Source organism: Pseudomonas sp. GV071 (assembly GCF_003050835.1).
Lineage (GTDB): Bacteria > Pseudomonadota > Gammaproteobacteria > Pseudomonadales > Pseudomonadaceae > Aquipseudomonas.
On sequence record NZ_QAOJ01000004.1, the window covers coordinates 270,642 to 283,915 of the forward strand.

The 13,274-nt window shown below is 62.3% G+C and carries 12 protein-coding genes; 3 read left to right on the plus strand and 9 right to left on the minus strand.

Going from position 1 to position 13,274, the window contains the following annotated elements; all coding sequences use genetic code 11:
* Positions 1-247: 247 nt before the first annotated feature.
* The 5 genes from C8K61_RS09990 to C8K61_RS10010 all read right to left on the minus strand — a co-directional run bounded on the left by C8K61_RS09990 (position 248) and on the right by C8K61_RS10010 (position 5,048).
* Positions 248-940: an OmpA family protein gene (locus C8K61_RS09990; protein WP_108096094.1), complete on the minus strand. Its 693-nt coding sequence runs from the start codon at positions 938-940 to the stop codon at positions 248-250.
* An 89-nt stretch (positions 941-1,029) separates the two neighbouring features.
* Positions 1,030-2,574, minus strand: coding sequence for a DHA2 family efflux MFS transporter permease subunit (locus C8K61_RS09995; protein WP_108096208.1), 1,545 nt, complete (start codon positions 2,572-2,574; stop codon positions 1,030-1,032).
* 32 nt (positions 2,575-2,606) lie between these two features.
* Entirely contained in the window at positions 2,607-3,734 is a 1,128-nt protein-coding gene (locus C8K61_RS10000) for an HlyD family secretion protein (RefSeq protein ID WP_108096095.1), read from the minus strand.
* A complete protein-coding gene (locus tag C8K61_RS10005; protein ID WP_108096096.1) occupies positions 3,731-4,261 on the minus strand; it encodes a helix-turn-helix domain-containing protein in 531 nt (176 codons plus the stop codon). Before C8K61_RS10005 ends, C8K61_RS10000 begins: the two co-directional genes overlap by 4 nt.
* A gap of 151 nt (positions 4,262-4,412) precedes the next feature.
* On the minus strand, positions 4,413-5,048 hold the full coding sequence (locus C8K61_RS10010) for an MBL fold metallo-hydrolase (RefSeq protein ID WP_108096097.1): 636 nt from the start codon (positions 5,046-5,048) through the stop codon (positions 4,413-4,415).
* A gap of 108 nt (positions 5,049-5,156) precedes the next feature.
* Between C8K61_RS10010 and C8K61_RS10015 the strand changes: the two genes are divergently transcribed.
* A complete protein-coding gene (locus C8K61_RS10015) occupies positions 5,157-5,375 on the plus strand; it encodes a type II toxin-antitoxin system MqsA family antitoxin (protein ID WP_108096098.1) in 219 nt (72 codons plus the stop codon).
* Positions 5,376-5,391: 16 nt separating this feature from the next.
* Here the strand turns inward: C8K61_RS10015 and C8K61_RS10020 are convergent, their stop codons facing one another.
* The gene (locus C8K61_RS10020) at positions 5,392-6,411 is read right to left on the minus strand and encodes an AraC family transcriptional regulator (RefSeq protein ID WP_108096099.1); all 1,020 of its coding nucleotides are present in this window, start codon (positions 6,409-6,411) and stop codon (positions 5,392-5,394) included.
* 242 nt (positions 6,412-6,653) lie between these two features.
* Between C8K61_RS10020 and C8K61_RS10025 the strand changes: the two genes are divergently transcribed.
* Positions 6,654-7,490: a metal-dependent hydrolase gene (locus C8K61_RS10025; RefSeq protein WP_108096100.1), complete on the plus strand. Its 837-nt coding sequence runs from the start codon at positions 6,654-6,656 to the stop codon at positions 7,488-7,490.
* A gap of 202 nt (positions 7,491-7,692) precedes the next feature.
* On the opposite strand, the gene C8K61_RS10030 is transcribed toward C8K61_RS10025, so the two are convergent.
* Entirely contained in the window at positions 7,693-8,634 is a 942-nt protein-coding gene (locus C8K61_RS10030) for an alpha/beta fold hydrolase (protein ID WP_108096101.1), read from the minus strand.
* 68 nt (positions 8,635-8,702) lie between these two features.
* Positions 8,703-9,377, minus strand: a complete 675-nt coding sequence (locus tag C8K61_RS10035; RefSeq protein WP_108096102.1) for a TetR/AcrR family transcriptional regulator — start codon at positions 9,375-9,377, stop codon at positions 8,703-8,705.
* Between the two features lie 105 nt (positions 9,378-9,482).
* Between C8K61_RS10035 and C8K61_RS10040 the strand changes: the two genes are divergently transcribed.
* Positions 9,483-10,325: a hypothetical protein gene (locus C8K61_RS10040; protein ID WP_108096103.1), complete on the plus strand. Its 843-nt coding sequence runs from the start codon at positions 9,483-9,485 to the stop codon at positions 10,323-10,325.
* Positions 10,326-10,415: 90 nt separating this feature from the next.
* Here C8K61_RS10040 and C8K61_RS10045 read toward each other — a convergent pair whose 3' ends face one another.
* On the minus strand, positions 10,416-13,160 hold the full coding sequence (locus C8K61_RS10045; protein WP_108096104.1) for a LuxR C-terminal-related transcriptional regulator: 2,745 nt from the start codon (positions 13,158-13,160) through the stop codon (positions 10,416-10,418).
* Positions 13,161-13,274 lie beyond the last annotated feature (114 nt).

Consider the following 13,274-nt stretch of genomic DNA (forward strand, 5'->3'; position numbering starts at 1 on the left):
GAGACCTGGCCAGCAACGGCCCGCCCGGGCCATTGCGCTGAAGTCTAGACAGGAATTTGCCGCTGAGCGTTTTGCCATCAAACGTTGAGCGAATGGTTAGGTGTCGCGGAGCGCTAAAACAAAAGCATCGCGGCTAAAGCCCCTCCCAGAGAGCCCCCGTTCCCTGTGGGAGGGGCTTTATGATTGCCAACAAAAAGGCCTCCACTGGGGAGGCCTCATTCCAAATCGCACTAACTTACTGCGGGGCTTATTGGTACTGCTGCGGCTGTTGTTGCGCCTCGGGCAACGGCTTGAGATTCACCTCGACCCGACGGTTCTGCGCACGGCCATCGGCAGTGGCGTTGCTGGCAATCGGCTGGTCCGGACCATTGCCACGGGTGGACAACCGCGAGCCATCCACGCCTTGCGAGGTCAGGTAGCTGGCCACGCTCTGTGCGCGGCGCTGGGACAAATCCATGTTGTGCTGGCGGCTGCCGGTGCTGTCGGTGTAGCCGACGATTTCGATGGTGTTCTGGTTGTACTGCTTGAACGAGTTCGCCAGGTTGTTCAGCGGTGTATAGAAGTTGCTGACGATGTCGGAAGAGTCGGTGGCGAAGGTGATGTTACCGGGCATGATCAACTTGATCTGGTCGCCTTCACGCTGCACCTGCACGCCGGTGCCTTGCATGCTGCGGCGCAATTCTGCTTCCTGCTTGTCGGCGTAATAGCCGTAACCGGCACCGGCTGCGCCGGCGACAGCGGCACCGATCAAGGCGCCTTTACCACGGTTGTCGTGGTTGATAAGGGCGCCAGCCGCGGCGCCGGCCAGGGCACCGATACCACCGTACTTGGCGGTTTTGTTGGAACTCGGTGGCTGGTTGTCATAGGGGTTTTGCGAAGCACAGCCAGCCAACAGCGCAACGGCGGTAGCGGCAATGATCAGGCGACTGAAGGTAAACATGAATGAGGGACTCCTAAAGCGGGGTCCGCCCCGCTGGGCGGACCGCCATTGGAGCTTAAAGTTAGCTGAAAATTCCCTGCCCCCAGGTCTCAGTGTGCGTCTGGCGATGGCGCTGCCGGCGCGGCCATTTTGCGCATCAACGGCACCAACGCAGTGGCGAGCACGAAGCACACCATGATGCTCAGAAAGGCATCGGCATAGGTCTGCGTCTGCGCCTCGCGCAGGGTCAGCCGCGCCAATTGCTGCAGGCTGCCGGTGGCGGCCTCGTCGGCGCCCATACCCAACGCCTGTAGATTGCCGCCCACCTGCGCCAACCAGTGATTGAGCGCTTCGTTGCTGGCATTCAGGTGCTCGGCCAGGCGCTGGAAATGCAGGTTGGTGCGGTCGTTGAGAATGGTCGCGCAAGCGGCAATGCCCATGGCGCCGCCCAGGTTGCGCATCAGATTGAACAGCCCGGAGGCATGCTTGAGCCTCGCTGGCGCCAGGCTGCCGAGGGCCAGGGTCACGGTGGGCGGCACCGTCAGTTGCTGGGCCATGCCGCGCAAAGCTTGCGGCAGTAATAGCTCGCCGGCGCCCCAGTCGTGGGTGATGGCGCTGAAGTCCCACATCGAGATGGCGAACAGCGACAGGCCGATCATCATGATCCAGCGCATATCCAGGCGCGCCGCCAGAATCGCGTAGAGCGGAATCGCCAGAATCTGGAACACCCCGGTGGAGAACACCGCCAGGCCGATCTGCAAGGCGCTGTAACCACGCACGTGGCCGAGGAACAACGGGGTCAGATAAATAGTGGCGAACAAACCAATACCGGTGACAAAGGAAAACAGGCAGCCGAGGGCAAAGTTGCGCTCCTTAAGCGCGCGCAGGTCCACCACTGGATTGGCAAAGGTCAGGCTGCGCCAGAGAAAAGCCACACCGCTCAGGCCACAGATCCAGGCGGTGGTGAGAATGGTTGTGTCGCTGAACCAGTTCCAGCGCGGGCCTTCTTCCAAGGTGTATTGCAGGCAACCGAGAAACAGCGTCATCAGCGCGATGCCCAGGTAATCGGCGCCGCGCAGCAGGGAGAAATCGTGCTCATCGATGCGCACCAGCATGGGCACCACCACGGCGACAAAAATACCTGGCACCAGGTTGATGAAAAACAGCCAGTGCCAGGAATAGTTGTCGGTGATCCAACCGCCGATGGTTGGCCCCAGGGTTGGCGCTAGCGAAGCCAGGGCGCCGATGGTCGAGGCGGCCAGCACCCGCTGCTTGCCATCGAAAAACAGAAACACGCTGGTGAATACCAACGGAATCATCGAGCCGCCGAGAAAACCTTGCAGGGCGCGGAAAGCGATCATGCTCTGGATGTTCCAGGCCGCGCCGCACAGCAAGCTGGCCAGGGTAAACCCCACCGCCGAGGCGCAGAACAACCAGCGCGTGGACATCACCCGCGACAGCCAACCAGACAACGGAATGACGATGATCTCGGCGATCAGATAGCTGGTCTGAACCCAGGCCGTTTCATCCGCCCCGGCCGACAAACCGCCGCCGATGTCACGCAGCGAAGCCGAGACGATCTGGATATCCAGCAGCGCGATGAACATGCCGACGCACATGCTGGCGAAGGCCAAGGTCTTCTGCAGCGTACTCATCGACGCCGGGTTGAAGGGCGCAGCGGCGCTGCTCACAGGGCACGCGCCTGGGCGATCGGCTCGGCCACCTGGCTGTGGGTATCCACTTCAACGATGACCGATAACCCCGGGCGCAAGTGGCCGAGCACGCCGTCGGCGTCATCCAGGTGAATGCGCACCGGCACCCGCTGAACGATTTTGGTGAAGTTGCCGGTGGCGTTTTCCGCCGGCAGCACGCTGAACTGCGCCCCGGTGGCCGGCGCCAGGCTGCCCAGGTGTCCATGGAATTCACGGCCCGGCAGCACGTCGGCACGAATGCTCACGGCCTGGCCGGGGAGCATCTCCGCCAGTTGGTCTTCCTTGAAATTGGCATCCACCCACAGGCCGGTGGCCGGCACCACCACCAGCAATTGCGTACCGGCAGCGGCGAAGGCCCCGACCCGCGCCTTGCGGTTGCCAATCACCCCGTCCACCGGCGCGCGCAGCTCGGTGTAGCTGAGGTTGAGTTGGGCGATATCACGGTCTGCCTGGGCCTGGGTCAGCGCCGCATTGGCTTGCAGTTTCTGCGTACCGATCACTGCCAGCTGGCGCTGGGTGGCCAGCAGTGTGGCCTGGGCGCGAGTGTGTTCGGCCAAGGCGGTTTTGAACGTCGCTTCGGCGCGCTGAGCGGCTTCCACCGACACCGCCGAGGTTTTCACCAGGCGCTGATAACGCAGGTGATCGGCTTGGGCGCGGGTCATCTCCGCCTGGGTGGCATCGATGCTTGCCCGGGCCTGTGCGATCAGCGCCTGTTGCAGCTCGGCCGTGGCGTCCAGATTGGCCAGCAAGGCGTGCTCCGCCGCCACCGCACCTTCGGCCTTGAGCAGGCCGGCGCGGTAGTCGCGGTCATCGATGCGCGCCAACAGGTCGCCGGCGTGGACGAACTGGTTGTCGGTGACCATCAGCTCGCTGATATAGCCGGCCACCTTGGAGCCGATCACCGTCACGTCGCCACCGACATAGGCGTCGTCGGTCTCCTCGATAAACCGCCCCGCCGTCCACCAATGGTTGCCATACACACCGAGTGCCACCAGTGCGCCGATGGCCACCAGCGGCAACCACAGGCGCCGGGCCACGCTGCGTTTAGGTTTGACCGGCAGCAGCGCGGCGCTGGGCAGTTCGGCGGTGGTCACGCTGTTCATGGCTGGGTGTCCTGTGCGGGAAGGGAGTGAAGGTTCTGGGCGCGGCGCAGGCGGCCGGCCTCCAGGCGTTGGCGCATGCGCGGGTTGGCGGCGGGGCCGGCGGTAATGGCGTGCTGACTGCTGATCGGCTGGCCGCTGATGGCATCAATCAACTGCAACTGCACCGCCGCACCACTGGTTTTTTCGGCGAGAAACACACTGGTGCCCTCGGGAGCGAAATGGCGGTTGCCCCAGTTCATCAGGGTCAGCATCACCGGGCGGAAATCCCAGCCACGGGGCGTTAGCAGGTAGTCGTAACGCGGCGGCCTATCGCTGTATTGACGGCGTTCGAACAAGCCGTCTTCCACCATCTGGTTGAGACGCCGGGTGAGCATGTTCGGAGCGATGTCGAGGCTTTTCAGAAACTCATCAAAACGGGTCAGGCCGTAGAAGGCATCGCGCAGCAAAAGGATGCTCCACTGGTCACCTACCCGCTCAAGGCTGCGGGCTACCGGGCATTGTCGACTGTGCAGACTCGTGCGTTTCATCGCTTCACCTGACGGCGCTCATCTTTAAATTACAGTCAACATATAACTTGTCACTTGCATCATGCAAGTAACCTTTTGCGCTTTCGGGACCAACGGCAAAACCCGCACTCGAAGGCGCGGGTTATTCAGCAAGGGAAAGGGGCTTTAGCGGTCAGGCGCGGATATAGGGGTTTTCGCGCATTTCATCACCCAGGCGGGTGTCAGGACCATGGCCGGTGACGACCGTGGCGTCCTCATCCAGCGTGTACAGACGCTGCTTGATCGAGCGCTCGATGGTCGGGTAATCCCCGCCCCACAGATCGGTACGACCGATGCCACGGCGGAACAGCGTATCGCCGGCAATCAGCAGCTTGGCCTCGGGAAACCAGAAACTCATCGACCCCGGCGTATGCCCCGGCGTGTGCAGCGCCACCCCGCAGCCACAGGCCAGTTCCTCGTCATCACGCAGCCACTGATCCGGCGCCGGCACCGGCGTGTACGGCACGCCGAACATCCGGCATTGCATCTCCAGGTTGTCCCAGAGAAAACCGTCCTCTTCATGCAGATGCAATGTCGCCCCAGTCTTTTCCTTCATCTGCCCGGAAGCGAGGAAGTGATCCAGATGCGCATGGGTGTGGATGATGCTCACCACCTTCAGCCCATGGGCCTCCAGGCGCGCCATGATCAGGTCCGGATTGCCACCCGGATCGACCACGATGGCCTTCTTGGTAACCGGGTCGCCAATGATCGTGCAATTGCACTGCAACGGGCCGACGGGGAAGGTTTCGCGGATCAGGGCGGTGTTCATGAAATCTCCTTCAAGTAATCCGGCCCATTCTCCGGTTCATAGATTGGGGCTTCAAGCGTTAACTGGCAGCTCACGGTCGCTGACCGTCCCCCTGAAGGAACCACGCCAATGAAATGCCCAGAATGCGGCGCTGCTGAACTCGGGCGCGACACCCGCGACCACACCTATAGCTACAAAGGCCAAACAACGACTATTGCCGCCGTTACCGCAGACTACTGCCCAGCCTGCAACGAATCACTCACGATGCTCGAAGAGTCAGATCGCGTAATTGCCGCGATGAGAGCGCTCGCCAAACAGATCAACTCCTCCCTGGTTGATCCTGTTTGAAGCTCTCGGTGAGTGGCTACTCCTCCCCCCGATAATCACTCGGCAATTTCCCCGTCCATTTCTTGAACGCCCGACGAAAATTCGAGGCATCGCTAAACCCGAGCAAATACGCGATCTCGTACAACGGCAGCTGCGTGGTGCTGAGGTATTGCAGGGCCAGCCGTTTGCGCACGTCATCCAGCACCTGTTGATAACTGGTGCCCATCGCCGACAGGTGCCGGCGCAAGCTGCGCCCGCTGGTGTGCAGCGCTTTGGCCGCGCTGCTGAGGTCGGGGAAGTCGCCGGGGCGGGCCAGCAGCAGGCGGCGCACGCGGGTGAGCAAGGCGTCCTGCACATCGAGGCTGGCCAGCAGGGCTTCGCATTGTTGTTCGCACATTTGCACGGTGGCCGGGTTGGCCAGGGCCATGGGGCGCTGCAGGTAGTGTTGCGGAATGCTGATGCGGTGGTACGGCTGGTCGAACTGCACGCGTGGACCGAACACCTGCTGATAGCGCTCGGCGTAGAGCGGCGCCGGGTAGGCGAAGCCGACTTCGATGCCGTGCATTTTTTCCCCGAGCAGAAACTGCGCAATGCTGTGCAGGCTGCACATCAAACCCTCTGCCGCGAAGCGTCCTAGCGCGCCCAGGGGCATCGATTCGCTGGCGCGCAGTTCCGAGCGTTCGTCGCCTTCGATGCGTTCCAGTTCATAGGCCAAACCGAGCACGCGGTAGTACTTGAGGGCGAACTGGATGGCTTTGTCGAGGGTGGCGCTGGAGAGCACGGCGTAGCCGAGAATGCCGTGGGTCGAGACGTTCAAGCGCTGCCCCAGTAACAGACCCAGCGCCGGTTCGTTGCAGCGTGTGAGGGCGGCGCTGGCGAGCAGGTTGAAGTCGATAAACGACAGCCGCCCGTTGGGCGCTTCCAGCACCTGGGGTTTTATCCGTGCCGCTTGCAGCAGCTCATCGCGGGGCACACCCAGCTCGGCAGCCAGGTCGATCAGGGCGCTGGCATAGGCGATGGGCACCAGCTCGGCAGCGAAATTCATGGACTGCTTCATCGTGACTAGACTTCATCGTTGTTGTTGTTTTTGGGCACCGTTGCCGTGGCCAGAAATGACGCGCGCCCCATGGATAGTCTGGCGTGACAAGGCGCACTACCACTCCCAAAGGTTTGGAATTGCGCTCGGGAGACCAGCAATGGCCACATATGACCGCCACATTGGCAGCTCTCAACCTGTGCGCCGTTGCCCTCGCCGCCCATAGTGACAACCATGGTTAAGCAACGACTCAGGGAGTCAGCATGGTCAGCACCACACCCGAAGGACTGCAGATTCGCCCACGCCATCTGGATTTCGATTTGCCCAATCCACTGCCACGGCACTGGCACAGCGGCGATGCGTTCAAGACTCACCTGTTCGATGCCATGTCGGTGTTGTTTCCCGATGGCGAGCGCTTCTTTATCGACTCGGTGCGCCAGTTCCGCGACCAGATCACTGACCCGGCGCTGAAGGAGCAGATCCGCGGCTTCATCGGCCAGGAAGGTCACCACAGCCGCGAGCATGCGGAGTACAGCAACCGCCTGCGCGACCTCGGCTATAACATCACCCGCATCGAAAAACGTGCCCAGGCACGCATCCGCTACACCCAGAAAAAGTTCTCGCCACAACGGCAGCTGGCGGCCACCGCAGCACTGGAACACATCACCGCGATCATGGCCGACGGCCTGCTGCGTGAGCCGCGTCACCTCGAAGGCGCGCACCCGGAATTGATCCGCCTGTGGCGCTGGCACGCGCTGGAAGAAACCGAACACAAAGCGGTGGCTTTCGACGTATACAACCAGGTGTGCGGCAGCCGCAAACTGCTGCGCAGGGCGATGATGATGGGAACCTTCTTTTTTGTCTTCGACACCTTCCGCGGCATGACCCACATGCTCAAGCAGGACGGCCTGCTGTGGAACTGGCGCGTGTGGCGCGACGGCATCACCTGGATGTGGGGCAAGAACGGCGTGTTCCGCCCGCTGATCAAAACCTACCTGGACTTCTTCAAGGACGGTTTCCATCCGTGGCAGCACAACAACATCGATTTGCTGCATAGCACGCGGGATGAGTTTGATGCGCCGGTGGCGCAGACGGCTTGAGTAACCCAATAAAAAACGCCGCCAACCTTCACGTTGGCGGCGTTTTTTATTGGCCGAATTTTTCAACCTTAACTTTGTCGTCCCAGCGCAGGCTGGGACCCAGAGTTCCGGAACGATCACCGCTCCCTCATCCATTCTGGATTCCGGCCTACGCCGGAATGACGGTGCTTTCATTGCAACGTTCGGTTCAACCCTGCTGCTTTTAACCTTGAAGGAAGCGCAACGCATCCGCCGCACTCTGCTCGGGGATTTCCTCCATCGGAATATGCCCGACACCTGGATAAGTCTTCACCTGAATCCCCGGCAAATCGCGCTGCCAAAGCGGCACATGCTTGGGCGAAATCCAGCGGTCGCGCTCGCCCCACATCAGCAGCGTTGGCGTGGTGATCTGCGCCACCCGCGCCGGGGTGCCGTGCAGTTCTTCGCGGTTTACTTTGAGCAGCACGCGGAAGATATCCATCATCGCCCGGCGGTTGCCCGGGCGGCGGCTGAGGTCGTAGTAACGGTCGACCACGCCCGCCTTGATCCGCCCCGGTTCGCCATAGACTTCCTTGATGCCTTGGGCAATCAAGGCCCGCGGCATCCACATCGGCATCGCCCAGGTCGCCCCTGGCAAGGCAGCGGCGGCGATCATCAAGGGCACCTTGTGCATGTGATAACCGGCTGGGTCGATCAGTATCAATTTTTCCACCCGTTGCGGCTGGGCCAAGGCGAAGTTCCAGGCGATGTAACCGCCCAGGGAGTTGCCCGCCACCACCGCCTTGCTCACCCCCAGGTGATCGAGCAGCAGGCTGAAGATTTGCACCATGCGCTCGGCGCTGTATTCGCCGTCACGCGCCGGGCCGGTGAGGCCGAAGCCAGGGACGTCGAAACGGATGATCCGGTACTGGTCGGCAAAGGCGCTGATCCAGCCGTCCCAGGTGTGCAACGAGGCGACCACACCATGGATCAGCACCAGCGCCGGCTTGTCGCGCGTGCCTTCGTCGCGGTAGTGCACATTGAAGCCGTCCAGCTCGATAAACCGCGAGCCGCTGTCGGCGTTGGCGTAGCGGGATTTCAGGCGTTCCAGGGGCAAGGCACCGAAACCCAAACGGGCAAAACCGACCGCCAGAGGTGGCGTCAGAGTCAGGCTGGAAGCAGTCATGCGGGGACCTCGACAGTCTTGTTATAGGTCCCGCATCAAAGCATGGGCCTGTGCCCGTGGCGCCCAACCTAGGTTGTGACGGGGCACAGCGAGGCGATCAGCAACTCGCTCAGCACGGTCTTCGCGTGTTCGATTTCTACCCGCGTGGCGCTGCGCCCAAGCAGCTCCAGCGACGTGGCCTCCAGTGCCCATATCAGCGCGCGGTAGGTCAGTGGGTCACGCGGCTCGTCGCTCTGCTTCAAGCGCTCCACCAACAGCGCGGTCATCTCCACATGGGCCCGCTGGCGATGGCGAGCCAGGGGTGAATCGGCGCGCAGCGCTTCTTCTTGCATCAGGCGAATGATCGGGCCCACGGCCGAGTGGTAATCGAAGAAACAGCCGACCATGTTACGCAGCCATTCCTGTGGGCTGCCGGCGCCTTGCTGCATGTCGCGAAAGCGCGCCAGCAGGAGGATCACGGCGGTCTGGTAGATGCCTTCGAGCACGTCCATCTTGTTGTCGAAGTACTTGTAAAAGGTGCGCCGCGACACGTTGGCGGCGGCCAGCAGGTCGTTGACCGTGGTGTCGTTCAAACCCTTGCGGGCAAACACGGGAATGGCGGTCAGTTGGATATTGATCCGCTGCAGATGACCGACCAGGGGCCCGTCCGCCACTTCACCCTGTTGCCGCGCCACGGCGCCGTAGCCGCCCAGGTCTTCGAACACCGCCAGCACGGCGCCTTGCACGGCCTTTTCCGCTTCCATCGCGCGCTCCTTGAGGTTCCAACCCTACGCCTGGGTGACGGGGCTGAGCGGGCTGGGTACTCTTGCCTTCATTCTTATAAAAACCCTGCCGGAACGCCCCTGTCGATGAAGCTAACACGCCGCCTGCTCTGGCCGCTGGCCATCCTTTTGTTGGTTGTTGCGCGCTCGGTGTCCGCCGCCGACCTGTTTTACCTGGGGCAGAAAATTCCCGATATCCAGAAACCCTGGAGCAGCCGCGACTACCACCAGTTGGTCGAAGCGCTGCAGAGGCTCGACAGCACCCAGGCCAACGCCCTGCCGCGGCGCAGTGGCGAGTTCACCGGGCCGATTTATCAGCGCATGGTCAGCGAGGAAAACTTCCGCCCGCAGCTGAATATCTATGCGCCGCTGGAACTGCGGCAGAACGAGGCGCGGGAACTGCTGTTCCAGCTCAAGGAGCTGATGCGCCTGTACTTCGACTTCCACGCCGTGCAGCAACCCTATGGCGCCGAAGCCCTGGGCTTGATGACCTACTCACTGCGCCAGCAAGCGGTGCTGTTCACCCTCACCACCGAATTCTGGATGACCCTGTCGGCCCCCGAGCAACGCAACCCGGTGCGCCTGCAGGGCCTGCAAGACACCAAGGAAGCGGCGGCCATGCTCACCTCCAGCGCCCTCGATTACCTCGGCCTGACCAAACAGTTCGGCCGTGAAGACCTGGCCCTGTATGCCGCCGAACTCAGCAAACAACTGCCGGAACTGTTCGTCCACCTCAATGCCGAGGTGCGCCCCCAGGTGTTGGCCAGGATCGATGAGTTGGCGCAGAAACACCCCTACAGCGAAGTGCGCGCCAGCATGAACGAACTGCTGCCGGTGCTGCTGGTGATTCAGGCCGATGTGGAAAAACAGCTGGCGATGCCGGCACCGGAAAAGCCGGCGGCGAAGAAGCTGGACCTGACGGCCCCGTAACTGAAAACCGGACATCAAAAACTCGAGGCTGCAAACACCGTTTCCAGGGAATCGCGGCTGAAGCCGCTCCTGCGAAAAACAAACGGTGTATTACCGAAGTACCCCGAGTGCCTTGGCCCTCGCTACCGCCTGGGTGCGGCGCTCAACGCCGAGTTTGCTGTTGATATGCCTTGCATGGGTTTTCACCGTGTGCAGGGAAATAAACAGCTGCTCGCTGATCTCCTGGTTGGAGCAGCCCTGGGCGATCAATTTCAGCACCGCCAATTCGCGGCTGCTCAAGGCTTCGGCCTGAATGCCGCTGTCGACCACCTCAAGCACTTCCTCGTCCAGCTCCGGCAACAGGCTCAGCAGGCGCTCACGCAACGGACAATGGGGCCGCGGCAACAACTGCTCACGCAACCACTGCGGGCGTTTTTGCAGCAGTTCGTTGAACGGCAGCAAGCCGCCGCCAATCGCTGACTCCATGCTGCTGTAGAGCTGATGCTGGGCCTCGCGTTCGCGGCCCTGGTCGAGCAGCAGCAAGGTCAGGTGCACCTGGGCAAAGCCGCCCATCAATTGCCCACCCACGCTCTGCGCCCGCGCAATCAGCGAACGCAGGCGGCGTTCAGCATCCGGCAGTTTGGCTTGTAAACGTTCCAGCACCGCCTGCTGCATTTCGATGTGCAGCGGCAGTTGCGGGTTGTACTCGGGCGCGGCGGCGGCCTGCTCACCGCTGTAGGTGGTGGCCAGACGGTAGAGCCAGTCACCGGCCAGTTCGGTCTGCCCACGCATCAGCCACAGCTCGCACTTCACCACGGTGATCATGGCCAGGTAGTAGATCGCCGGAACGTCCCAGATATGCATCAGCCGCTCGGCTTCAGCGAGCTGGGCAAACGCCTCGGCCAGGCGCCCGCTGCGGCCCTCGATGGTGGCTAGCACGCAATGGCCGATCAGCACACTGGTGTCGCGGCAGGCACGCGCTTCGCTGATGCCGGCGAGCAAGCGGGCACGGGCCGCTTCCGGCTGCATGCGCAGGGTCAGCAGATAACCTTCGTATAACGTCAGGCGTGCGCGCACCGCATACAGGCGTTGCGACGACAGCCCGCGCATGCACTCCAGGCCCAGGCGCACTTCTTCCTGGGCACGCAGCACTTCGCCACGGGCCTGCAGCACCCGCGCCCGGTCGTAGTAAGCCAGCGCTTCGAACAGCGGGTTGCCGTAACGCTGCGCCAACTCCAGGGCATCACGATTGAGGCCGCGGGCGCGCCACAGGTCGTTGCGCACAATGGCCAAGTTCGCCAGGGTCGACAGGCACATCAGTCGCTGCCCGCAACGTTCCTGCGGCAAGGCCGAAAGCGCCTCACTGCAATAGGCTTCAGCCTTGGCGCTGTCGCCGCGACCACGGGCAATCACCCCGCTCAAGGCCAACCACTGGCCAATCATCGAGCGTTGCGCACGGGCATTGGGCGCCGGCAGAAAGCGCGCCAGTTGGCTAGCCAGGTCTTGCGCAGCATCCAGCTGACAGGCCAGGGCCAGCGCCCAGGCGTACAGCACGATCAGCCGCGGCGAACTGCTCAGCAGGCTCTCCGGCAAGTCCATTTTCCAGCGCAGCAACATCGCCACGTTCTGCTCACCGAGCAGTTGTTCTTCCGACAGGTTCTGCACCAGGCTCGCCGCCACATCCGGCTGACCGGCACGCAAGGCCTGTTCAATGGCTTCGTCGAGCAGGCCCTGGCCACTGAACCAACGGCAGGCGCGCAGGTGCAACTTGGCGGCAGGCTGGCTCAGGGATACCGGCAAGCGCGCGCGCAGCAAGTCAGAAAACAGGTGGTGGTAACGGAACCAGCGACCGTGCTCGTCCAGCGGCACCAGAAATACCTGATGCGCTTGCAGGTGCTGCAGGATCACCGCGCTGTCATGGCCGTCACGCACGGCATCGCAAAGTTCTACACAGAAGCGTTCGAGGAAGGCGGTTTCGTAGAGAAACTCCTGCACTTCAGCGCTCTGGCTTTCGATCACTTCTTCCAACAGGTAGTCGCGGATCAGGCCGTCGGCACCGTCCAGGGAATGGCCCCAGTTCTGCGCGTCGCCGCCCTCGCTGGCCGCTAGCATCCACAGACGCAGCCCCGCCACCCAGCCTTCGCTGCGCTGCAGCAGGTTGTCCAGCGCCTCACCCTGCAGGTTGACGCCCTGGCTTGCCAGCAACTGGCTGGACTCGCCATCGGTCAGGCGCAGGTCCTGTTCCTGTAACTCGAGCAACTGCCGCGACAGGCGCAAGCGCGCCAGGTGCCAGTTCGGCCGCTGACGGCTGGTAACCAGCAGGAGCAAACCGGCGGGCAAATGATTGAGGAAAAATTGCAGGCAACGGTCCAGCACCGGGCCCTGGGCCAGGTGGTAATCGTCTAGCACCAGCAACAGCGGGTTGGCCGGGTCCAGGCGTTGGGTCAGCTCATCCAGCAAGCCGTCGAGCCATTCTTCGAAGGCAAACGGCTGATGGCGCTGACGCAACTTGAGCAGGCCGAGAGCCTCTTCACCAATGCCCGGGAAACAGCGCTGCAAACCCACCACCAGGCGTTCGAGAAAGCGCCCGGGGTCGCTGTCCATCTGACTTAACCCCAGCCACAGGCTTTGCCAGTGGTTGGGCAAACGTTCGCAGAATTCGATGGCCAGGGAGCTTTTGCCAAAGCCGGCGGGCGCAGTGAACAGCAGCAAGCGCCCCGACAGGCCACTGACCAGGCGTTCGCACAGGCGCGGACGGGTGATATAGCCCGCCGGCAACGGCGGACGGAAAAAACGCCCTTCGGCGGTGGGAATCGTTGGAAAGGCCAGGCCTTGCGAACTGGAAAGATCGGTCATCGGCAGATTCTTGTTATTGGGCCTGTTGACGTCGCGTAGCAAAAATCCATCGCGGTTCACTCCGTGGGCAGGCTCGCGCAGTTAGAGCGGGCAGCCGATGCTCGGACGTTTTGC

Coding starts and splice junctions, on each gene's coding strand:
- C8K61_RS09990 (WP_108096094.1), bottom strand. CDS start 940: ATGTTTACCTTCAGTCGCCTGATCATTGCCGCTACCGCCGTTGCGCTG.
- C8K61_RS09995 (WP_108096208.1), bottom strand. CDS start 2,574: ATGAGTACGCTGCAGAAGACCTTGGCCTTCGCCAGCATGTGCGTCGGC.
- C8K61_RS10000 (WP_108096095.1), bottom strand. CDS start 3,734: ATGAACAGCGTGACCACCGCCGAACTGCCCAGCGCCGCGCTGCTGCCG.
- C8K61_RS10005 (WP_108096096.1), bottom strand. CDS start 4,261: ATGAAACGCACGAGTCTGCACAGTCGACAATGCCCGGTAGCCCGCAGC.
- C8K61_RS10010 (WP_108096097.1), bottom strand. CDS start 5,048: ATGAACACCGCCCTGATCCGCGAAACCTTCCCCGTCGGCCCGTTGCAG.
- C8K61_RS10015 (WP_108096098.1), top strand. CDS start 5,157: ATGAAATGCCCAGAATGCGGCGCTGCTGAACTCGGGCGCGACACCCGC.
- C8K61_RS10020 (WP_108096099.1), bottom strand. CDS start 6,411: ATGAAGCAGTCCATGAATTTCGCTGCCGAGCTGGTGCCCATCGCCTAT.
- C8K61_RS10025 (WP_108096100.1), top strand. CDS start 6,654: ATGGTCAGCACCACACCCGAAGGACTGCAGATTCGCCCACGCCATCTG.
- C8K61_RS10030 (WP_108096101.1), bottom strand. CDS start 8,634: ATGACTGCTTCCAGCCTGACTCTGACGCCACCTCTGGCGGTCGGTTTT.
- C8K61_RS10035 (WP_108096102.1), bottom strand. CDS start 9,377: ATGGAAGCGGAAAAGGCCGTGCAAGGCGCCGTGCTGGCGGTGTTCGAA.
- C8K61_RS10040 (WP_108096103.1), top strand. CDS start 9,483: ATGAAGCTAACACGCCGCCTGCTCTGGCCGCTGGCCATCCTTTTGTTG.
- C8K61_RS10045 (WP_108096104.1), bottom strand. CDS start 13,160: ATGACCGATCTTTCCAGTTCGCAAGGCCTGGCCTTTCCAACGATTCCC.